Genomic DNA, 19367 nt, shown 5'->3' with positions numbered 1-19367 from the left:
ATTACAGACACAAACGATCTCAGGTCAAGCGATCTGTGCGATTGGGGAGGGGCGCTCAGTCCGTGCTGAAACGATAAGCCGTCGTCGCCGTGAACCGCTCGCCGGGACGAAGCACCGTCGCGGGAAAGCTTTCCTGGTTCGGTGCATCGGGAAACCCCTGCGCCTCGAAACAGACTGCATCGCCGGAGCGGTACAGCCGCCCGCCGGACCCGACCACCGCGCCGTCGAGCATGTTGGCCGTATAGAGCTGCAAGCCGGGCTGGGTGGTGGCGATGTCGAGTCGTCGCCCGCTGGACGGATCGTGGGCGCTGGCCACTTGCCGCAACGCACCGGGGTCGCGCAGCACGAATGTGTGGTCGTAGCCATGCGCCAGGGCGAGCTGCATATCCGCGTCGCGGATGCGCGCGCCCAAAGCTTCGGACTCGCGGAAATCGAAGGCCGTGCCAGCCACGGGCCTGATCTCCCCCGTGGGAATCTGCTCGGCATCGGTGGGGAGGTAGTGGTCCGCCGCGATGGCGATGCGATGCTGCATCACGTCGCCCGAGCCCTCGCCGACGAGATTGAAATAGCTGTGATTGGTGAGATTGACGACGGTCGGCCGGTCGGTCCAGGCCGCATAGTCGATCCGCAGGGTCTCGTCGTCGCTCAGGGAATAGACGACTTCGACGTCGAGATTGCCGGGAAAGCCCTCCTCGCCGTCGCAGGAGCGATAGGAGAGGGTCAGGGACGCGTCGTCCGCCCGGATCACCCGCCAGATGCGCCGATCGAACCCGCTCCTGCCACCATGCATGGTGTTGGCGCCGGCATTGCGCGGCAGTTGGTAGTCGCGTCCGTCCAGGCTGAAGCGTCCCTTGGCGATGCGGTTCGCGTAGCGGCCGATGAGGGCGCCGAAATGCGCGTCGCTCGCCTCGTAGCCCGCGACATCTCGAGCACCGAGGACGACATTGGCCCAGGATCCGTCGCGATCCGGCGTCTCGATCCGGCTGACGACACCGCCGTAATCGAGGATCTGCACGCGCAGGCGCGGCCGCGAGAGGGCGTAACGGGACACCTCCCGTCCGTCCTTCGTCCGCCCGAAGGAAGTCGCTGCCATGATCTCGCCCGTTTCGCCCCGGAGGTCGTCTCCGGCCTCAACGCGCGGGATGCGGATCAGGGGGCGGAGGTCGGCGTTTCAGCATCACCCGAGAGCTGCATCCGGTGGAGGCGCGCATAACCGCCCTGCGAGACCATCAGTGCGTCGTGCGTTCCGGTCTCGACGATCCGGCCGGCTTCCATGACCACGATCATGTCGGCGTCGCGCACGGTGGAAAGGCGGTGCGCGATGACGAGCGTGGTCCGTCCCTGCATCAGTCGCAGCAAGGCTCCCTGTACCAGCCGCTCGGATTCGGAATCGAGGGCACTCGTCGCCTCGTCGAGGAGCAGGATCGGTGCGTCCTTCAGGAAGGCACGGGCCAGGGAGATGCGCTGGCGCTCCCCCCCTGACAGGCGCCCGCCGGACGGGCCGACGCGGAATTCGTAGCCCTCCGTGAGCCGAGTGATGAAACCATGCGCCGCCGCTGCCTCCGCAGCAGCCTCGATCTCGGTGCGGGTCGCGCCGGGACGGCCGAAACCGATATTGGCGGCGATGGTGTCGTCGAACAGTACCACGTCCTGAGAGACCACGGCCACGGCCGCACGCAGGGACGGGATCGTCACGTCGCGAAGATCGGCACCGTCGATGAGCACGCGTCCGCCGGTGACGTCGTAGAGACGTGGAACAAGGTTGAGCAGCGAGGACTTCCCGGAGCCCGAGCGTCCGACCAATGCGACGGTGGCGCCGGCTGGGACGATGAGGTCTATCCCCTCCAGGGCCGGTGCATCCTCGCGGTAGCGAAAGCGCACGTCCTCGAACCGGATTTCGCCACCTCGGACGACCAGCGGCACGGCATCGGGCTTCTGGCGGATGCGCGGCGCCTCGTCCATCAGGGTGAAGTAGCGGTGGAGGGCGGCGCCGGCCTCCTGAAGGATGGCGTTGAGGGTGCCGAGCGCGCGGGCGGGCTGCGCCGCCAGGAGCAGGGCCGCCACGTAGCCGGTGAAATCGCCCACGGTGCGGTCGCCGGACATGACGCGCTGGCCGACGAGCACCAGAACCGCCGCCACGGCAAAGCCGCCGCCGATCTCCATCAGCGGATCGAGGCGTCCACGCGCATTGGCCGCCTTCATCTTCAGGCGGCGGACGTCGTCGAAGGCGCCCGAGGCGCGGCCCTTGAGATAGGATTCGAGGGAGTAGGTCTTGGCGATTCGCGCGCCCTGCAGGCTCTCGGTGATGAGGCTCGCAGTGAGGCCCATCTGCTCCTGCGTGGTGGTCGAGACCCGGCGCAGCTTCTTGCCGACGCGACCGATCGGACCGGCGACGAAGGGGACGACAACGCCCGCCACGAGGGTGAGCACCGGGTCCATCCAGATCAGCGCGATGACGAGGGCGATCAGCATGGCGAGATCGCGCAGCAACACGGTGGAGATGCGGGTCAGCGCTTCCTTGATGAAAGCAAAATCCGTGGTGAAACGCTGGGTGAAGGCCGCCGGGCTCTCCCGTCCGAGCTGGGCGAGGTCGGAATCGATGAGGTGGCCGTAGAGCGCCGCCTGCATGTCGGCCTCGACACGGGTGACCACCCGGTTGGTGAGCACCGTCTGCCCGAACAGGGCGAAGCCCCGGATCGAGGTGATGGCGATGACGATGACGGGCCCGTAGGTCAGGGCGGACGGGTCCTTGCTGTCGAACGCGTCGAAGGCCCCCTTGATCAGGGCGGGATAGAGACCGGTGGCGGCACCGACGATGGCGATCAGGACCAGGACAACGGCAAGCGTGGCGCGGTGCGGCCGCAGCCACTCGCGCCAGACCCGGCCGAGGAGGGGGAGGGTGTCACCCCTCAGAAGCGGCCGACGGGCCATGATCATCCGTTGTCTGTCGCGCGGGGCGGCTCCCGGCTTCGGTCCGGGGGTTTGCCGGTCGGTGACGGGAAGATCAAGCGACGGCAGGAAACAGGCCGACCTTGGAAATGTGATATTGTTACATTAAATGAGCGTTTGGGGTGGCGATCTGCTCCCGTTCTCCCGGTTCTCTCAAGCTTGCCGCCTCGTGCCGAGTGCAGAAGCGAGGCGTAAGCCTGCTTCGAGGCCCGCTGAGTGGACGTCTCAGGATGACGCGGTCGGGTAGGGTGCCGTCGGGAATGCGAGAGATGAAAGAGAAAGACACGACCATGCGGGCCAGGAAGCAGATCATCCGGTCCGTGGTGATGGCATGCTTCAGCATCGCCATTGCCCTCGTCACACCGGGGAAGTCGGTGGACGCGGCGGAGCCGCTGCAGGCCGTGGCGACGTTCTCGATTCTCGGCGACCTCGTGAAACAGGTGGGCGGCGACCGCGTCGAGGTCTCGGCCCTCGTCGGGCCCGATGCCGACGCGCATGGCTACAATCCGGCACCGGGGGATGCGCGCAGGCTTTCTGCCGCCGGCATCGTCGTGGTCAACGGCCTCGGCCTCGAAGGATGGCTCGACCGGCTGATCAAGGCCTCCGGCACGAAGGCGCCTATCGTCGTCGCAGCAAGGGGGGTGAAGACGATCGAGGGCGACGACGATCACGCGGGCGGACATGCGGGCCATTCCCACCATGACGATCCTCATGCCTGGCAGAGCATCGCCAACGTACGGATCTACGTCGCCAATATCCGGGACGGCCTGACGAAGGCAGATTCCGACCACGCCGCCGTTTATGCTGCCAACACCGAAGCCTATCTCGCCAAGCTCGACGGGTTGGAGAGCGACATCCGCGCCGCCATCGCGGCGATCCCGCCCGAGCACCGCAGGATCATCACCACGCACGATGCATTCGGTTATTTCACCGCCGCCTACGGCCTCGACTTCATCGCGCCGCAGGGGGTCTCCACCGACAGCGAGGCGAGCCCGAAGGACGTGGCCCGGATCATCCGCCAGATCCGCCGCGACAAGATCCCGGCGGTCTTCCTCGAGAACGTGGCCGACCCACGCCTGATGCAGCAGATCTCGCGGGAAAGCGGCGCGACAGTCGGCGGCAAGGTCTATTCCGATGCCCTTTCCGGCCCCGATGGTCCGGCCGCGACCTATGTGGCGATGATGCGCAGCAATATCGCCGCCTTCGCCGCCGCCCTTGGGAAGCGATAGGGGCGACGTCGCATCGGTGCTGGATGATCGCGTGGCGGCAGGTGTTCCCGCGCACCACCGTCCGTCGAGGCTGCGGATATCCGGGCAAACGGTTCCGGCCAGACAGGGTCACTCGGCCGCGTCGCCGATGACCTTCTGGAAGCAGATCGTCCGCGTGTCGCGATAGCCGAGATGCTCGTAGAAATGCCGGACCGCGTCGTTCTCCTCGCGCACGAGGAGCTGCATCTTCCAGACGCCGCGGTCGATCAGCCATCGCTCGGCGGCATCCATGATTCCCCGTCCAAGGCCGAGATTGCGAAGCCGCGGATCGACGGCGACGTAGTAGACCCAGCCTCGATGCCCATCTTCGCCGACCATGGCCGTGGCGACGATCAGACCGTCACGGTCCGCCACCAGCACGGTCGAGTGCGGATCGCGGCGGGCGAAGGCGATATCCCTGGCCGGATCGTTCCACGGCCGCGAGACCCCGGCCGCGTGCCACAGGGCCACGACCTGACCGATATCGTCGTCGCGAAGCGCGCGGTTCACGGTCTCGATGGACATCAGGTCCTCACCAGGGTCGTCGAAGCTCGACGCTCAGCCCCCAGTCATCAGCCGCCAGTCATAGGTGGAAAGAACGCAATTTCCGTCGCTCCGGCGATCGCCGCGTCCGGCTTTGCATGGACCCGATCGATGGCCGCCCGTACGATTCCGGCGTTCTCGAACGCGTAGGCATATTCCTCCCCGCGTCCGCGCAGCCAGCCGACGAGATCCGACACCGTGTCGATCCCGGTCGGCAGGCTCACGATCTCTTCTGCCTTGCCGATGCGCTCGCGCACCCAGGCGAAATACACGAGCTTCATCGTCTGCCTTTCCGCATACGAGGTCGGCGGGTCAGCGCGGATCGTCGATCACGTGCCGGATGCCGGCTCTCATATAGTCGTAGCCGGTATAGAGCGTCAGGGCCGCGGCGATCCAGAGCAGGGCGGTCCCGGTCCAGATCGTACCCGGCAGGATGGTCTCACCCGCCGGTCCGGCAACGAGGAAGCCGATGGCGACGAGCTGCAGGGTGGTCTTCCACTTGGCGACGCGGCTCACCGGAACGCCGACTTTCAATTCCGCCAGATATTCCCGCAGGCCGGAGACGAGGATCTCCCGGCACAGGATCACGATGGCGGCCCAGAGCGTCCAGCCATGGATCGTCTTGTCCGGAACCAGCATCAAAAGGCAGGCGGCGACGAGGAGCTTGTCGGCGATCGGATCGAGCATCCGGCCGAGCGCGGAGCTCTGGTCATAGGTTCGGGCGACGTAGCCGTCGAGATAGTCGGTGATGGCGGCGGCGATGAACACGCCCAGAGCCGCGAAGCGTGCCGCATGCTCTTCGGGCCAGTACAGCAGCGCCACCACGACCGGCACGGCCACCAGACGCCCATAGGTCAGGCAGTTCGCCAGCGTCCAGGCCGGCGACCGGCGTCGGAGGGGAAGGACAGTCATCCGCGCGGTGAAACCATGGGCCGGGGGAGGGGTCAACTGCGATGATGGGGCGAGGGCGGTCAGGCCCCGCCGCTTTTCAGGGAGCATCGACCTATAGGGCAGGCGCTCAGCAAAAACGACCGAGCATCTCGACCGCAATGCTCACGCCGTTCTCGGATATGCCGCCTCTCGAATGAGACGCCCAGCTCCTAGAACCGTCCCGGCTGCCGAAGCTCACCCGCCGGCATGGAAGAAGTCGTACACTGCCCGTGCCGTCGCGGCGTTGACGCCGGGGGCCGTCGCCAGATCCTCCAGGGACGCGCGTCCGATTGCCTTCACCGTCCCGAAATGGTGGAGGAGCGCGCGCTTGCGGGTCGGGCCGATGCCGGCGATCTCGTCGAGGGGATTCTTGATCATCTCACGCTTGCGCTTGGCCCGGTGCGTGCCGATCGCGAAGCGGTGGGCCTCGTCGCGCAGACGCTGGACGAAATACAGGGTCGGGTCGCGCGGCGGCAGCTTGAACGGCGGCTTGCCGGGCACGAAGAAGGTCTCGCGCCCGGCATCGCGATCGCGCCCCTTGGCGATGCCGACGAGGGAGACGCCGGTGACGCCGATCTCGTCGAGCGCCGTGCGCGCGGCATCGAGCTGGCCCTTGCCGCCGTCGATGAGGACCAGATCGGGCCAAGCCGGCATGCTCTCGGCATCCGCCTCGGCCACCGGTTCGGGCGCTCCGCCGCCATCCGCCGCGGCATCGGCCTCCATCGGGTTGCGCGGATTCTCCTTCACCAGACGCTTGAAGCGGCGCTGCAGCACCTCCTTCATCATCCCGTAATCGTCGCCCGGCGTCAGTTCCTCCGACTTGATGTTGAAGGTGCGGTAATGCGTCTTCGCGAAGCCCGAGGGGCCGGCGACGATCATTCCGCCCACCGCGTTCGTGCCCATGATGTGGGAGTTGTCGTAGACCTCGATCCTGCGCGGCGCGGAGGGCAGCCCGAAGGACTGACCCAGGGCGACGAGGAGCTTGGCCTGCGACGCGGTGTCGGCGAGGCGCCGCGCCAGCGCCTCCTTGGCATTGCGCTGGGCGTATTCGACCAGCGCCTTGCGCTCGCCGCGCTGAGGCTGGTGGACCTCGACGCGGTTCTCGGCACGACTCGACAGGGCGGCCGCCACCAGCTCGGCGTCCTCGATGGCATGGGAGACGAGGACGATCCGGGGCGCCGGCTTGTCGTCGTAGAACTGGCCGATGAACGAGCCCAGCACCTCGTCCGGCGTCATCGAGCGATCGGCCTTGGGAAAGTAGGCGCGGTTTCCCCAGTTCTGGAAGTTGCGGAAGAAGAACACCTCGATGCAGAACTGGCCCGCCTGCTCGTCGAGGGCGAACACGTCCGCCTCCTCGATCCCCTGGGTATTGACCCCTTGAGTTCCCTGGATCGCCGAGAGCGCGCTGATCCGGTCGCGGAACCGTGCGGCCCGCTCGAATTCGAGTTTCTCGGATGCGTCCTGCATCTCCTCGCGCATGCGGTCCTTTACGGCGTTGGACTTGCCGGCGAGGAAGCCCTTCGCGTTCTCGGCCAGCGCCTGGTACTCGGGCAGGCCGATCTCGCCGGTACAGGGACCGGCGCAGCGTTTGATCTGATAGAGCAGGCAGGGTCGCGTGCGGTTCTCGTAATAGCTGTCGGTACAGGTCCGCAGCAGGAAGGCGCGCTGCAGCGCGTTTACCGTGCGGTTCACCGCCCAGACCGTGGCGAAGGGGCCGTAATAGCTGCCCTTGCGCCGGCGGGCGCCACGATGCTTGACGATCTGCGGCGCTTCGGAATCCGCTGTGACCAGAATGTAGGGGAACGACTTGTCGTCCCGCATCAGCACGTTGAAGCGCGGCTTCAACTGCTTGATGAGGTTGGATTCCAGCAGCAGCGCCTCCGTCTCGGTGGCGGTGGTGACGAATTCCATCGCCGCCGTCTGCGAGATCATCCGGGCGATCCGGTTCGAATGCGCCTGCCCACGGGCATACGAGCCGACGCGGGCCTTCAGGTTCTTCGCCTTGCCGACGTAGAGGACGTCGCCCTTCTCGTCGAACATCCGGTAGACGCCCGGACCGGAGGGGAGGGTACTCCAGAAGCGGCGGATGATCTCGGTGCCGGCCTTGACCGCACCTTCCTCGAAATCGAAGTCGATCTCGGGTCCGTCCTCGATCTGCTCGAGGGTCTCCTCCGCATCCTCGCGCTCGTCGAACGTGTCGGGCGGCAGGTCTCGCTGCGAAGGCAGGTCTTTCGAGGGTGGGCGGCTCATGGTGAGGATCTAAGCTGCCGGCACGGATCGGGGAAGAGGCGGTGCCGCCACGATCCCTGCCCGCGCGGCTTCGGCGCTCCGCAATCGCAGAGGCTGGACGGCCAAAGCTGGCTGGGTGACGACCCTCGAACCTGTGCGGAGGCACGATTTCGATCCGCGCTCGACGGAGCGCGATGTAGTGCTTGACCACGTGCCGCGTCGGGGCGACCCGGAATGATCAAGGATTTCACTGATAGAGGAGTGGCGGAGACCAAGTTCGGACAACTTTGGCACTAAGCCTCTGTTTTACAGAGATATTTTTATCGTTAACGCCGTCCAACCCCAGCACATACCCCAGCAGCCTATCGCAACGCCGGACAACGCGACATGCACATTTGTCGCAGGTCGGGTACTCGGGAGAACCGGGAAACCTCTCGCCGACAAGCTGCTGATTTATTTGGCAAAAACTACTCCGCCACGACTCGCGGCGCATGCTTTGTGAATTCGCGGTGGTAAAGCCTGCTCTGACTGTAGCAACCGAACAGCGAATGCGGGACAACTTATACAACCGATGCCCGTTTGAAAGCATGCGCGATGACCGAGAACCTCCCCGAACGGTATCATCCTCCGGGATGGGTCCAGTAGCTTATCGACGGGGACATTCCCGGTGCGACGAAAGCAATCGCACGCCTCATCGGCGCGGGCGCTGAAAGCATCGCGTCCATCCTCCTAGTCGGAAAGGCTCAGGGCGAACAGTGGCAGCAAAGAATACGAGATGACACCGCAGCTAGAAGCGTACTCACGAAGGCATTGGCGAAAGAGGCGGCCAAGCAAGGTATCAAAGATACTGACCGAGTAAGTAGACTAATCGATAGATGGACTGGCGAGCAGTTTGGCTTCCAGCAAAACCGCGAGTCAATCGCATACAAGACGGCAGAGCACTTGTCGGACGGCGAGTCGCTTCGCACTGAGACACCACCTCCTGATGATGACTGGATGAACTTCTACAGTTCGTTTGCGGAGAAGGCGACGTCTGAGAAACTACAAGATACGTGGGCGCGTGTTTTGGCGGGTGAAATCAGGAAGCCGGGAACGTTTTCGCTGAGGACCATACAGTTCATATCGACACTGGACAGTGAGATTGCGAAGGACTTTGGAGACATCGCGGATGTCATATTCGAGGATCGCCTCCTGTTTCACGTTTTCGTCGGGGCGGATGGGGAGTCATTTGATAGGGTCAGACGACTGAACGACGTAGGATTGCTTGGAAATGCCATTAGCTGGACCAAGACATACGACAACAAGATGTCTCTTATACAAAATAAATTCTATACATTATGCCTACAGACGGAATGGGGTATTGACTATAAATTCAACGCATACCCGCTAACCAAGGTAGGTGGAGAGATATATTCAATAATGTCCGTTAATAATGACTTCAAGATCGTTAGAGATTTTACAAAAGCGATAACTCGATCCTCTAGAGCACAAAGAATCGATATCCTTAGACGAAAAGAGACACTTGAGGAAACGTTTCAGGGTCAATCGCTTGGTCATACCGAACTCGTAGTAGACCACACCACGGGCAACTTCGTGGAGGTAACATTCACGGAACACGTCTAAGCGCTTGTCCTGCGACAGAAACCGCCTCTGATTCAAAGCGAGGATGTAAGCGCGGCAGCCGATAAAGCGGCCGTGCCGTTTGCCGTCATGCCGCGTTGAAGTTCCGGTCCTGAGCCAGCCAGTTCATAGCTTCCTGAATGCGCCGCTGCACCTGGTTTGCAAGCTGCACAGTTTGCACCGTCCGCACAGTGAGCTTGTTGACGTCTCCCGCCATGTGTCCGCCCAACTCCCAGCACGAAGCGGAGCAGCGGGTGGGTTGGATAGGAACAGGGTCAACCCCACCAGGGTGACAAGCTCAATGCTTTCAACGGCCCGGATACCGTATGGAACGGTTTGGAATGGTGCAATGGCGGAGACGGAGGGATTCGAACCCTCGATACCCCTTTCGGGGTATGCTCATTTAGCAAACGAGTGCCTTCAGCCGCTCGGCCACGTCTCCGTAGGGGTGGCTCTAGAATTTCGCGTCGGACGGGTCAACCCGCTTCGCCGGCTCGATGGGTGGCAAGGGTGGGGAAATCAGCGCCGCGCGGCGTTCGTAATGCTTGGCCACCCGGAGGTGGCGGGAGATCGCGTAGTTCATGGCGGTGAGGAAGCCGTAGACGCCGCGCACGAAATGGCGCCGGCCGACATAGGCTTTGAGGAAGTTCAGCGGCAGCTCGACGAAGATGCGCCAGGTCGGGATCGTGACGCCGCGGGTCTCCAGATCCCGCGCCTGCTGGTCGGAATAGCGATTGAGCTTGTCGAGCTGGTCGCCGAGGGAGCGCACCGAGAAATGGTGAATGACGCCCTTCACCCGGCCTACCCCGGCACCGGGATTGAGCTCCACCCGGTCGTGGACCGGGGAGGGCGAGTAGCGGCCCCGATCCTTGCGGTAGAGGCGCACGGGGTGAAGGGCATAGGCCCAGGGATGCGGTCTGCGCTCGCCGGGAAAGATTTCCGCGATGGCGATGCGATAGGCCGGCTGCGGGGGCTCGCCAGCGGCGAACAGGTCACGGATGGCATCCGACAGATCCTGCGGCACGACCTCGTCCGCGTCGAGATTCAGGAGCCAGTCGTGGCGGCACTCGGCCTCGGCGAAGCGCTTCTGCGGGCCGTAGCCGGGCCAGTCGTTGTGGATCACCCGGGCGCCGAGGGAAGCCGCCAGGGCCTGGGTTCCGTCGGTGGAGCCGGAATCGACGACGACGAGGTCGTCCGTCAGGTCGCGCACGGCACGGATGGTCGCGCCGATCCGGTCGGCCTCGTTGAAGGCGATGAGGAAGATCGAGAGCGGCAACGCGGACATGCTGAGGCCTCTAAGGCAAAGCCCCGGCAGGCCGATAGTCCCTTCTCGAAAAAGACGATTCGCGACAGAGGCTTTGCGCGCAGCCGGAGCGATGTCCGATCGGCGCTCCCGTCACGCCACGGCCGGCTGCTCGGCCAGGCGCTTGCGCTGCACCTTCCCATTGGCGGTACGCGGCAGGGCTTCAAGGAAGCGGATCTCGCGCGGGCATTTGTAGGCGGCCAGCCGCTCGCCGCACCAGGCCAGGATCGCCGCACCATCCGCCTCGGCGCCCGGTTTCAGGACGACGAAAGCGGCGATGACTTTGAGATCGGCCCGGACGGACAATTCGGCGACGCCGACCTCGGCCACCGACGGATGCAAGCTCACCACGCCCTCGACCTCATTGGGCGACACACGGTAGCCGAGAGCATTCATCAGGTCGTCGTTGCGGCCCTGGAACCAGAGGTATCCGTCCTCGTCTAGGCTCGCGAGATCGCCGCCCGCGAACCATTCGCCGCGCATCACGGAGGCTTCCTCCTCGGGCCGGTTCCAGTAGCCGAGCATCAGGCCAGGCTCGGTGCGATGGACCGCGAGAAGCCCGACCTCGCCCGCCGGCAGGGGAGCGTCAGCTCCCTCCAGCGGCAGGATCGCCACACGACGGCCGGGCTGGGGCTTGCCCGGTGAACCAGGCCTCACGGGAATGGTCGGGCCACTGGAGACGTAGGTCGAGATCTCGCTCATGCCGAGGGCTTCATAGATCGGTTTTCCGGTCGCCCTCGTCCAGGCCTCCAGCAAGTCGGGCGGCAGGGCCTCCCCGGCGGTACAGCCGTGGCGCAGCCGGGACAGGTCGCAGCCTGCGAGGTCGGCGTATTTCAGGATTTGGCGGTAGAGGCTCGGCACGGCGGCGAACAGCGTCGCGCCGTGGCGGGCGATGAGGGCGGGCCAGACGGAAGGGTCGCGGGGGCCGTCATAGAGCACGCTGGTCGCTCCGCAGGACCACGGATCGGTGATGCCGACGCCGAGCGTGTAGGTCCAGTTCATGGTGCCGGCATGCAGCATCACGTCCGCTTCCGTCAGCCCGAGCCAATGGGCATGCATCGGCTGCCGCCCCCGGATCGCCCGATGGGCGTGGAGCACGCCCTTCGGGCGGCTGGTCGTGCCGGACGTGTAGACAAGGGTCGCGGGATCGTCGGCCGCAGTGTCGGCATAATCCGCGATCGGCTCGGCGCGCTTCATCGCGGCGATCTCGGAGGGGCCGAGGACGATCCGGCCAGCGGCTTGAGCCGCATCAAGCCGGTTGCCGGCGCCGGTGACCAATGCGGCGGCACCGGAATCGTCCATCAGGAAGGCCGCCTCCGCCGGCGTTAGCTGTGGCGAGGAGGGCAGAGCCACGAGGCCGGCGGCGAGCGCGCCGAAATAGACGAGGACATAATCCGCCTCGTTGCCCATCCGGATCATCACGCGGTCGCCCGCGCGCAGACCCAGGGCGAGGAGCCCGGCGGCGATGCCGCGCACGGCACGGTCGGCCTCGGCGAAGGTCAGGCTCAGCGCCTCGTCGCCCGATCCGGCCATGATCAGCGCGACCTTGTCGGGCCTCAGGCGTGCATTGTCCGCAAGGCAGTGACGGGCGGCGTTGAAGCGGGACGGTGGAGAGGCGTCCGGTCGGGTCATGGAGACGGCTCGGGCTCTATCGTGGCGTCGAGCCCAAGCCATGACGAAACGCACGGTCGGCAACAAGGGGCCGACCGTGCGACTGCCGAAGGTTTCGAAGAGAGACCGCCCGCGACGAGCGGAAATCCCGGCCTATTTGATGCCGCGCGTCTCGTTGGCGGCGCCGAGCATGTCCTTCATGGCGGCGGTGGCGGCTTGGTAGGCCGGGGTGCCGATGTCCCAGTTGTTCGCGGCGACGGCGGCGACCATCTTGGCCGCCTCCTCGAGCGCCGTCCTCTCCGCGGCCGCCAGGCGGCCGAGGGACGGATGGTCGCGCAGCGGGCCGCTCTTCAGCTCGGTGCAGACGCTGTGATCGGGCCGGCCGAGCATCGTCGCGTCGGCGGCATCCGCCGGAGCGAGGCCGACGAGGATGCGCGCGAGCTTGCGCTTCCACATGCCGATATCGGCCGGCAGGGTGACGAGGCCATAGGCGGCGACGCGGTGGCTTTCCGCCGCGAGCGCGCTGCGCCCGAAGCTCTCCGCCTTCACGAGGCGGGTCGTGATCTTGTCGATCTCCTCATGGGTCTTGGCGGCCTTGCCGGCGATGCTCTGGACGCTGGTGGAAATCTCGGCCGTGGCGGAGCGCTGCTGACCCAGCATCTGCGAGATCGCCTGGTTCAGGTCGCTCGCCTGGGAGATCCGCTCGTTGGTCTGCTCGACGCGCATTTCCAGCTGCTCGACGATGGCGCGGCCGGAGTTCACGGCGCTGCGGCTCTCGTCGACGGCGATCGAGATCGCTCCCATCTCGGCCGTCAGGGTGCTGAGAAGGCCGCGGATTTCGCCCGTCGACTTCGCGGTCTGCGCGGAGAGCGATTTGACCTCCGCCGCGACGACGGAGAAGCCGCGCCCGGCCTCGCCTGCCCGTGCCGCCTCGATGGTCGCGTTCAGCGCGAGCAGGTTGGTCTGGGCAGAAATCGACGCGATGGCGGTGGCCATGATTTCGATCTGAGCGATGGCCCGCTCCAGTACCACGACGCGGTCGGAGATCAGCGAGGTCCGGGCAGCGATCTCCTGCATGGCGGATTTCGCCTCGCGCCCGTCGCCGATACAGGCGCTCATGGCGGTCAGGGCGTCCTGGGCGACGGTGACGACCGTATCGGAGGTCTGGGAGACTTCGGCGATGGATGCCGCCATCTCTTCGGTGGCACCGGCGATGGTCTGCGTGGAACGGGCGACTTCGCCGACGTCGTAGGTCATCCAGCCGATATTGATGGCCGCTTCGGACGCTTCCTTCGACATGGAGGCGATGGACGACAGATTGCGATGATTGTCCTCCGCCCCACGATGATGTAGCCGCTCGAGGGACGCTTTGAGCTTACCTTCCGGCAGGTCGACCGCGGCGAGCCCCTGGCTCGACATCAGTGCCTCGACGGCAATGCACAGGCGAGCGTCTTCGGCCAAGGCCTGCGAAGCCGCGTCAGGCATTGCAGGCTGTTCAGTCACGTGACGCTTGCGGGAAAAGCCGATCATCGAAATAGGATCCTGGAACCGTCGATCCAGAAAGCTTTAAGGCCAATTGCTTAATAGCACCTTAGCACTCAGCTTTTCTTCAGCGAAAAGCGCGGAAGGAAGCAAATATTCATGCTGCGCTGCGATCGAGATATCGCAATTTCGAACATGAATAATATGACCATTTTTGATCAGACATCGCTACGAGCCACGACTTACATAAAATTCAGCAGATTCGATATATTGATTAGCCTGCAAAATCTTACTCTAGAGACATCGAAGTAAAATTCGCAGAAATCAACGTACCAGCGCAATACAACTCAGCAAAACCGCTCCCGCCACGGCACTCGAGCCCTCGATATTTCGAAATGAGATACTGACATTGCGAATAGACCGCAGGACTCAATCCTGGCGTGAGAAAGGTCTCATGCTCTTCAGTCCGGGCGATTGTCCCATTCGGCGAGACGCCGCCCACGATAGTGCTTCGTCGGAACGCTCGCGGAAGCAAGCGCCGCTGGTCAGTGGGCTTCCTCGTCAGGCCGAGCGCGGAAGGGGCCGGGCGGTCTGAGGCGGGGCCAGGCTGGCCATACGTTCGAGCAATGTCGGGGGAGGCACGGGCGCCTCGATCGAGCAGACCACGCCGCTCGCCACGAACAGGAGCTGGACCTCGCCGGCGAGTTCGCGGGCGAGACTGCGTTCGATGAGGCGGGAGCCGAAGCCGGTTCGGGTCGGCTGCGTCACCGGGGGGCCGCCGCTCTCACTCCAGCGCAGAAGCAGCCGCGTCTCCTCTCCTCTCTCGACCGTCCAGGCGATCGTCACCGTGCCCCCCTCCCGCGAGAGCGAGCCGTACTTGACCGCATTGGTGCCGAGTTCGTGAAGAGCCATGGCGATGGAGAGGGCGAGCCGGGGCGGCAGACGAAGATGCGGCCCAGACACGATGAAGCGTGAGGAACTCGCACCGGCGGAGTCGAGTGGGGCGATGGCGTCGGCCACTACGTTTCCGAGTTCCGCACCGTCCCAACTCTCGCGCGTCAGAACGTCATGGACCCGCGCCAGCGCTAGGAGCCTCGCCTCGAACGCCGCCTTCGCCGCGGCGGCTTCCGCCGTGTCGAGGCCGCGCAGAGACTGGATCGCGATGGATTGGACGGTGGCAAGGGTGTTCTTCACCCGGTGGTTGAGCTCATGGATGAGCAGCAGCAGGTGCTCCTCCGCGCGCTTGGCATCGGTGATGTCGACGTTGCAGCCGGTATAGCCGAGGAAGGTCCCGGTATCGTCGAGCCGGGGCACGCCCTCGCAGCGTAGCCACCGCACCTCGCCCTCGCGATCCACCACCCGCACCTCCGCCCTGACCGAGACCCGGTCGGCGAAAGCCTCGGAGAGCTTGGCCGAGAAGGCCGGCAGGTCGTCGGGATGGACGATCGTCTGCCATCCGCCGGCCGCGAGCGCGGTCGCCGGCTTTCCGAACAGGTGGTCGAAATGCATGTTGGCGAAACTGATCTCGGACGTCTCATCGGTCATCCAGATCAAGGCGGGGGCGGAATCCGCCATGTGCCGGAACCTGGCCTCGCTCTCGCGCAGGGCCGAGAGGCCGCGTTCCGTCTCGGCGAGGGCCTTGTCGCGCTCCTCGCTTCGGGTGCGCAGGCGCAGGGACGCATCCGCCAGAACGTCTCCGAGGCGACGGATCTCGTGGATCGGCGAGGTGATGCGCGGGATCGCCTCTCCCCGGGCGAGGGCCGGCCCGGTGGCCACGAGCCGGCGAAGCGGCTGCGAGACCTTGGACCAGAGATTGATCGCGAGGATCGACGAGGTGGCGAGGACGAGGAACCCGAATCCGGTGAAGGCCCAGATCCAGCCGCGCAGCCGTGCCTCCACGAGCGCTTTCGGGATCACGGCACTCACCGTCCAGCCGGTGAGGCGCGAGCGCGCCTCGACCACCGTGACGGGCCGCATGTTGAAGTCCTTGCCCTCCCAGACCCCCGGCGTCTCGGTCTGGCGCTGGCGAAGCGTCGCCAGCCGGGGGCGTCCCACGATCGATGCCGGGTCGGGAATGCGGGCGAGGGCGATCCCGTCACGGTCCGAAACGCCCGTCGTCCAGCCCGGCACGTATTCGCGCCCGAGGATTCCCTGGAGTCGGTTCACCGGCGCCATGAAGCTCAGGAGGTAGACGACCTCGCCCTCGTTCAGGACCGGAACAGCGATGGCATAGGTCGCGCGGTCGGGCATGCTCCCCGAGAGGATGCCGGAGATCATCGCGCGCTGCGTGCCCGAGGCGATCTCGCGATCGAAGGGGAGGGTGGTCTTCGGCATCGGTGCCCCGCGCGGTACCGACGTGTTCACCAATTGCTGCCCGTCGGGGCGGCGCAACAGGATGTCGAGGCCGACGGTTTCGCGGACGAGCCGGGCCTGCGCGTCGAAATTCTCGAACTCGGCGTCCTTCAGCCGGGGCGAGGTCGCCAGGGTCTGCAGGACGGAGACGAGCCCCGCCGTGTCGCGGTCGATCGAGAGGGCGACGCCGCGAACGTTTTCGCGCGCATCCTGCTCGAACCGAGCCCGTTCGGTTCCGGCGTAACGAACGAGCAGAATCGCCGTGAACAGCAGCCCGGGCCCGATCAGCGCCACGACCAGGGCGATCAGGTAGACCTGGGTCGAGAAGCCGCGCTGCCGGATGCGCGCGACCAGGCGTCCCAGCCTCGTCGCCTGCCATCCGCCGCCGGTCTTCGCGCCGGAAGTCGGCTCCGTCTCGCTCTTCGTGTCGACGCTCATGACCTGTCGATGTGACCGAGGTCCCGGGACGGCGCGAGCCGATCGCGGACGCGCTGCTTCAAGGTTTTCACGTCGGGGAAACCCCCGTCCCGCGTCCGATCCCAGATCGTTTCGGCTCCGCACGCGATCACGAAGACGCCGCCGGTACCGGGCACGAGGGCGACCTCGCCGATTTCGTCGCGGAAGGTGGAAAGGAGCTCCTGCGCCATCCAGCCGGCACGCAGGAGCCACTGGCACTGCGTGCAGTAGGTGATGGAAACTCTGGGCTTCTCGACCTGTGGGGCAGGTGCATCGTCATCCATGGCCGGCACAGCGACCCAAGCACGGTTGCTTGTCAACCTGCACGCCGGGAGCGTCCCGCTTTAGAATGCCGTCGGATGCGAGCGGGGTTTTGTCGCGGTGGAGCGGCACAATGGCCTTTCTGGCGAGGGATCGCGACCCTATCTGCCCGAAGGCTGCCGGACCGATCGTGCGGCGATGCCGCGCCCGTCGACCACGTCGTGTCCGGTTACAAGGAGATCCCGATGTTGACTGTCCTGCGTCCCGACGCCACCGAAACGTTCGAGCGGGCACCCCGCTCCTCGGTGTTCCGCCGGATGCGGTCCGCCCTCGTGGCCGTGGCCCTGGCCACGACGCTCTCGGGCTGCGGCGCGATCAACCGGGTACCGACGCTCGAGGAGAGTGCCAAATCCTCGTGGAGCGAGGTGCAAAACCAGTACCAGCGCCGCGCCGACCTGATCCCGAACCTCGTCGAGACGGTGAAAGGCTATGCGCAGCAGGAGAAGGACGTTCTCGTCGGCGTCACGGAGGCACGCGCCAAGGCATCGAGCGTGAAGGTCGATGCCTCCACCGTCACCGATCCGCAGAAGTTCAAGGAATTCCAGGACGCGCAGAACAACCTGTCCGGTGCCCTCGGCCGCCTCCTCGTGACCGTGGAACGGTATCCCGATCTCAAGTCGAACCAGAACTTCCTCGCCCTGCAATCACAGCTCGAAGGCACCGAGAACCGGATCGCTGTGGCGCGGCGCGACTATATCGGGGCGGTCCAGGCCTACAACACCGAGGTCCGCACCATTCCGGGCCGCTGGATCGCCGCATGGTTCTACCCCGAAGCCAAGCCGATGGAGACGTTCTCCGCGACGCCCAACTCGGACAGGCCGCCGACCGTGAAGTTCTAGGCCGGTGACCGGGGCCGAAGCCTTGCGACGGAGTGGACTCGCGCCGCTGCTGGCGCTCGTCGTCATCGTGGCGGGGAGCGCCCTGTTTCTCGCCGGGGTCTCCCTGGCCGCCGAGCCGGTGTTTCCGGCCCTCAGCGGCCGGGTGGTCGACGCCGCCGGCATCCTGAAGCCGGAGGAGAAATCCGGGCTCGAGGCGCAGCTGAAGGCCTATGAGGACAAGACGTCGGATCAGGTCGTGGTCGCGACCGTGCCGAGCCTTCAGGGTCTGACCATCGAGGATTACGGCAACCGGCTGTTCCGGTCCTGGGCCATCGGCCAGGCCAAGACCAATAACGGCGCGCTCCTCATCGTGGCACCCAACGACCGCAAGGTGCGGATCGAAGTGGGCTACGGCTTCGAAGGAGCGCTGACCGACGCCCTCTCGAAGGTCATTATCACCACCGCCATCGCCCCGCGCTTCAAGGCGGGCGACTACGGCGGCGGCATCAAGGCCGGCATCGACGCCATGCTGTCGATCCTTTCCGGCGATGCGGACGAGTGGCAGCGCAAGGGCAAGGTGCGCGGCGACGAGGCCGAGCCGACCCATGTCATCGGGTTCATCATCCTGTTCCTGGTCATCCTGTTCGTCGTGTACCGGATGAACCGCGGTCGGCGTGGCGGCCGCTTCATCGTCCTGCCCGGTCCGTCCTCGGGCGGATGGAGCGGCGGCGTATCGGGCGGCTTCGGCGGTGGCGGCGGTGGCTTCTCCGGTGGAGGCGGCTCGTCTGGGGGAGGCGGCGCCTCCGGGGATTGGTAGGATGCTGACCGAGACCGGCAGGACGCGGATCGCCCAGGCGATCGCCGCAGCGGAGACGACGACATCCGCGGAGATCGTCGTTCTCGTGGCCGCGCGCGCCGGCCTCTACCGATCGGCGGCCCTCGTTCCAGCTTTGGCCCTTGGCCTCGCGATTCCCTGGCCGCTCATCCTTTTCACGCAGTTGAGTGCCGCCGCGATCGCTCTCACTCAGGCGGCGATCGTGCTCGCCGCACTCGCCGCCGCGACGCATCCGGGGGTGCGGCTCGCCCTGGTTCCGCGCGCGATCCGCCGGGCACGGGCGCACGAAGCGGCATCGCGGGAATTCGTCGCGCGCGGATTGGCCGGGACGCGCCGGCGCACGGGCATCCTCATCTACCTCGCCGTGGCGGAGGGCCATGCGGAGATCGTCGCCGATTCGGGCATCGCGTCGCGCGTGTCACCGGCGGCCTGGTCGTCGACCATCAATGCGCTGCTATCCTCGCTCAGAAGAGGCGAAGCATCCGAAGGACTCGTCGCTGCAGTCCAGACGATGGGCTCCATCCTTGCGCGGGAATTGCCACGTCAGCCCGGAGATGTTGACGAGTTGCCGAACCGGGTGATCATCACCGAGTGAGACGATCCACGGCGGATAGCGGGCGAGATTGCCGCCGCTCTGGACCGATACCAGGCACGACTGACAGCGCCCACCG

The 19367-nt window shown here is 65.6% G+C and carries 17 protein-coding genes and 1 tRNA gene; 5 read left to right on the top strand and 13 right to left on the bottom strand.

The genetic code is table 11. The features are described from left to right. Positions 1 to 55: 55 nt before the first annotated feature. On the bottom strand, positions 56 to 1093 hold the full coding sequence (locus ACFQ4G_RS08095) for an aldose epimerase family protein (RefSeq protein ID WP_238205432.1): 1038 nt from the start codon (positions 1091 to 1093) through the stop codon (positions 56 to 58). 56 nt (positions 1094 to 1149) lie between these two features. Continuing rightward, the gene (locus ACFQ4G_RS08090) at positions 1150 to 2931 is read right to left on the bottom strand and encodes an ABC transporter ATP-binding protein (protein WP_238205430.1); all 1782 of its coding nucleotides are present in this window, start codon (positions 2929 to 2931) and stop codon (positions 1150 to 1152) included. 287 nt (positions 2932 to 3218) lie between these two features. On the opposite strand from ACFQ4G_RS08090, the gene ACFQ4G_RS08085 reads away from it, so the two are divergent. Beyond that, positions 3219 to 4178 (top strand): metal ABC transporter substrate-binding protein, encoded by a 960-nt coding sequence (locus ACFQ4G_RS08085; protein WP_238205428.1) that lies wholly within the window; start codon positions 3219 to 3221, stop codon positions 4176 to 4178. A gap of 108 nt (positions 4179 to 4286) precedes the next feature. Here ACFQ4G_RS08085 and ACFQ4G_RS08080 read toward each other — a convergent pair whose 3' ends face one another. From ACFQ4G_RS08080 to uvrC, 4 genes are all read right to left on the bottom strand, one after another. Continuing rightward, a complete protein-coding gene (locus ACFQ4G_RS08080) occupies positions 4287 to 4721 on the bottom strand; it encodes a GNAT family acetyltransferase (RefSeq protein ID WP_238205426.1) in 435 nt (144 codons plus the stop codon). 47 nt (positions 4722 to 4768) lie between these two features. Beyond that, positions 4769 to 5020: a molybdopterin converting factor subunit 1 gene (gene moaD / locus ACFQ4G_RS08075; RefSeq protein WP_238205424.1), complete on the bottom strand. Its 252-nt coding sequence runs from the start codon at positions 5018 to 5020 to the stop codon at positions 4769 to 4771. Between the two features lie 31 nt (positions 5021 to 5051). Then, positions 5052 to 5651 (bottom strand): CDP-diacylglycerol--glycerol-3-phosphate 3-phosphatidyltransferase, encoded by a 600-nt coding sequence (gene pgsA / locus ACFQ4G_RS08070; protein ID WP_238205422.1) that lies wholly within the window; start codon positions 5649 to 5651, stop codon positions 5052 to 5054. A 213-nt stretch (positions 5652 to 5864) separates the two neighbouring features. Next, positions 5865 to 7919, bottom strand: a complete 2055-nt coding sequence (gene uvrC / locus ACFQ4G_RS08065) for an excinuclease ABC subunit UvrC (protein ID WP_238205420.1) — start codon at positions 7917 to 7919, stop codon at positions 5865 to 5867. A gap of 789 nt (positions 7920 to 8708) precedes the next feature. Between uvrC and ACFQ4G_RS08060 the strand changes: the two genes are divergently transcribed. Next, positions 8709 to 9521, top strand: coding sequence for a DUF2806 domain-containing protein (locus ACFQ4G_RS08060; protein ID WP_238205419.1), 813 nt, complete (start codon positions 8709 to 8711; stop codon positions 9519 to 9521). Between the two features lie 85 nt (positions 9522 to 9606). Here ACFQ4G_RS08060 and ACFQ4G_RS08055 read toward each other — a convergent pair whose 3' ends face one another. From ACFQ4G_RS08055 to ACFQ4G_RS08025, 7 genes are all read right to left on the bottom strand, one after another. Next, on the bottom strand, positions 9607 to 9735 hold the full coding sequence (locus tag ACFQ4G_RS08055; RefSeq protein ID WP_379040040.1) for a hypothetical protein: 129 nt from the start codon (positions 9733 to 9735) through the stop codon (positions 9607 to 9609). 133 nt (positions 9736 to 9868) lie between these two features. Continuing rightward, positions 9869 to 9960: transfer RNA gene (locus tag ACFQ4G_RS08050), tRNA-Ser, on the bottom strand. A 12-nt stretch (positions 9961 to 9972) separates the two neighbouring features. Continuing rightward, the gene (locus ACFQ4G_RS08045) at positions 9973 to 10803 is read right to left on the bottom strand and encodes a glycosyltransferase family 2 protein (protein ID WP_238205418.1); all 831 of its coding nucleotides are present in this window, start codon (positions 10801 to 10803) and stop codon (positions 9973 to 9975) included. 111 nt (positions 10804 to 10914) lie between these two features. Then, on the bottom strand, positions 10915 to 12453 hold the full coding sequence (locus ACFQ4G_RS08040; protein WP_238205417.1) for a class I adenylate-forming enzyme family protein: 1539 nt from the start codon (positions 12451 to 12453) through the stop codon (positions 10915 to 10917). Positions 12454 to 12585: 132 nt separating this feature from the next. Further along, positions 12586 to 13962, bottom strand: coding sequence for a methyl-accepting chemotaxis protein (locus ACFQ4G_RS08035; protein WP_238205416.1), 1377 nt, complete (start codon positions 13960 to 13962; stop codon positions 12586 to 12588). Between the two features lie 513 nt (positions 13963 to 14475). Next, on the bottom strand, positions 14476 to 16620 hold the full coding sequence (locus ACFQ4G_RS08030) for a sensor histidine kinase (protein WP_238205561.1): 2145 nt from the start codon (positions 16618 to 16620) through the stop codon (positions 14476 to 14478). Positions 16621 to 16700: 80 nt separating this feature from the next. After that, positions 16701 to 17006, bottom strand: a complete 306-nt coding sequence (locus ACFQ4G_RS08025) for a SelT/SelW/SelH family protein (RefSeq protein ID WP_238205415.1) — start codon at positions 17004 to 17006, stop codon at positions 16701 to 16703. Between the two features lie 222 nt (positions 17007 to 17228). On the opposite strand from ACFQ4G_RS08025, the gene ACFQ4G_RS08020 reads away from it, so the two are divergent. Genes ACFQ4G_RS08020 through ACFQ4G_RS08010 form a run of 3 tightly spaced genes read left to right on the top strand, consistent with a single transcriptional unit; the run spans position 17229 to position 19291 of the window. Then, positions 17229 to 17882 (top strand): LemA family protein, encoded by a 654-nt coding sequence (locus ACFQ4G_RS08020; RefSeq protein ID WP_379040038.1) that lies wholly within the window; start codon positions 17229 to 17231, stop codon positions 17880 to 17882. 22 nt (positions 17883 to 17904) lie between these two features. Beyond that, complete coding sequence (locus ACFQ4G_RS08015; RefSeq protein ID WP_379040036.1) at positions 17905 to 18678, top strand: TPM domain-containing protein; 774 nt, start codon at positions 17905 to 17907, stop codon at positions 18676 to 18678. A gap of 1 nt (position 18679) precedes the next feature. After that, positions 18680 to 19291 carry a TPM domain-containing protein gene (locus ACFQ4G_RS08010; protein WP_238205414.1) on the top strand — a complete coding sequence of 204 codons (612 nt, stop codon included), beginning with the start codon at positions 18680 to 18682 and terminating at the stop codon, positions 19289 to 19291. The last annotated feature ends 76 nt before the right edge of the window (positions 19292 to 19367 follow it).

Source organism: Methylobacterium marchantiae, assembly GCF_042679825.1.
In the GTDB taxonomy this organism is placed as follows: Bacteria; Pseudomonadota; Alphaproteobacteria; order Rhizobiales; family Beijerinckiaceae; genus Methylobacterium; species Methylobacterium marchantiae.
Note: the sequence above shows the minus strand (reverse complement) of the source record. Positions and strands in the feature narration are given on the sequence as shown.

What these genes read in the sequence shown, in the direction of transcription:
- pgsA (WP_238205422.1), bottom strand. Translation starts at nt 5,651, where the DNA reads ATGACTGTCCTTCCCCTCCGACGCCGGTCGCCGGCCTGGACGCTGGCG.
- ACFQ4G_RS08035 (WP_238205416.1), bottom strand. Translation starts at nt 13,962, where the DNA reads ATGATCGGCTTTTCCCGCAAGCGTCACGTGACTGAACAGCCTGCAATG.
- ACFQ4G_RS08080 (WP_238205426.1), bottom strand. Translation starts at nt 4,721, where the DNA reads ATGTCCATCGAGACCGTGAACCGCGCGCTTCGCGACGACGATATCGGT.
- ACFQ4G_RS08085 (WP_238205428.1), top strand. Translation starts at nt 3,219, where the DNA reads ATGAAAGAGAAAGACACGACCATGCGGGCCAGGAAGCAGATCATCCGG.
- ACFQ4G_RS08045 (WP_238205418.1), bottom strand. Translation starts at nt 10,803, where the DNA reads ATGTCCGCGTTGCCGCTCTCGATCTTCCTCATCGCCTTCAACGAGGCC.
- ACFQ4G_RS08090 (WP_238205430.1), bottom strand. Translation starts at nt 2,931, where the DNA reads ATGGCCCGTCGGCCGCTTCTGAGGGGTGACACCCTCCCCCTCCTCGGC.
- ACFQ4G_RS08020 (WP_379040038.1), top strand. Translation starts at nt 17,229, where the DNA reads ATGTTGACTGTCCTGCGTCCCGACGCCACCGAAACGTTCGAGCGGGCA.
- uvrC (WP_238205420.1), bottom strand. Translation starts at nt 7,919, where the DNA reads ATGAGCCGCCCACCCTCGAAAGACCTGCCTTCGCAGCGAGACCTGCCG.
- moaD (WP_238205424.1), bottom strand. Translation starts at nt 5,020, where the DNA reads ATGAAGCTCGTGTATTTCGCCTGGGTGCGCGAGCGCATCGGCAAGGCA.
- ACFQ4G_RS08095 (WP_238205432.1), bottom strand. Translation starts at nt 1,093, where the DNA reads ATGGCAGCGACTTCCTTCGGGCGGACGAAGGACGGACGGGAGGTGTCC.
- ACFQ4G_RS08055 (WP_379040040.1), bottom strand. Translation starts at nt 9,735, where the DNA reads ATGGCGGGAGACGTCAACAAGCTCACTGTGCGGACGGTGCAAACTGTG.
- ACFQ4G_RS08010 (WP_238205414.1), top strand. Translation starts at nt 18,680, where the DNA reads ATGCTGACCGAGACCGGCAGGACGCGGATCGCCCAGGCGATCGCCGCA.
- ACFQ4G_RS08025 (WP_238205415.1), bottom strand. Translation starts at nt 17,006, where the DNA reads ATGGATGACGATGCACCTGCCCCACAGGTCGAGAAGCCCAGAGTTTCC.
- ACFQ4G_RS08040 (WP_238205417.1), bottom strand. Translation starts at nt 12,453, where the DNA reads ATGACCCGACCGGACGCCTCTCCACCGTCCCGCTTCAACGCCGCCCGT.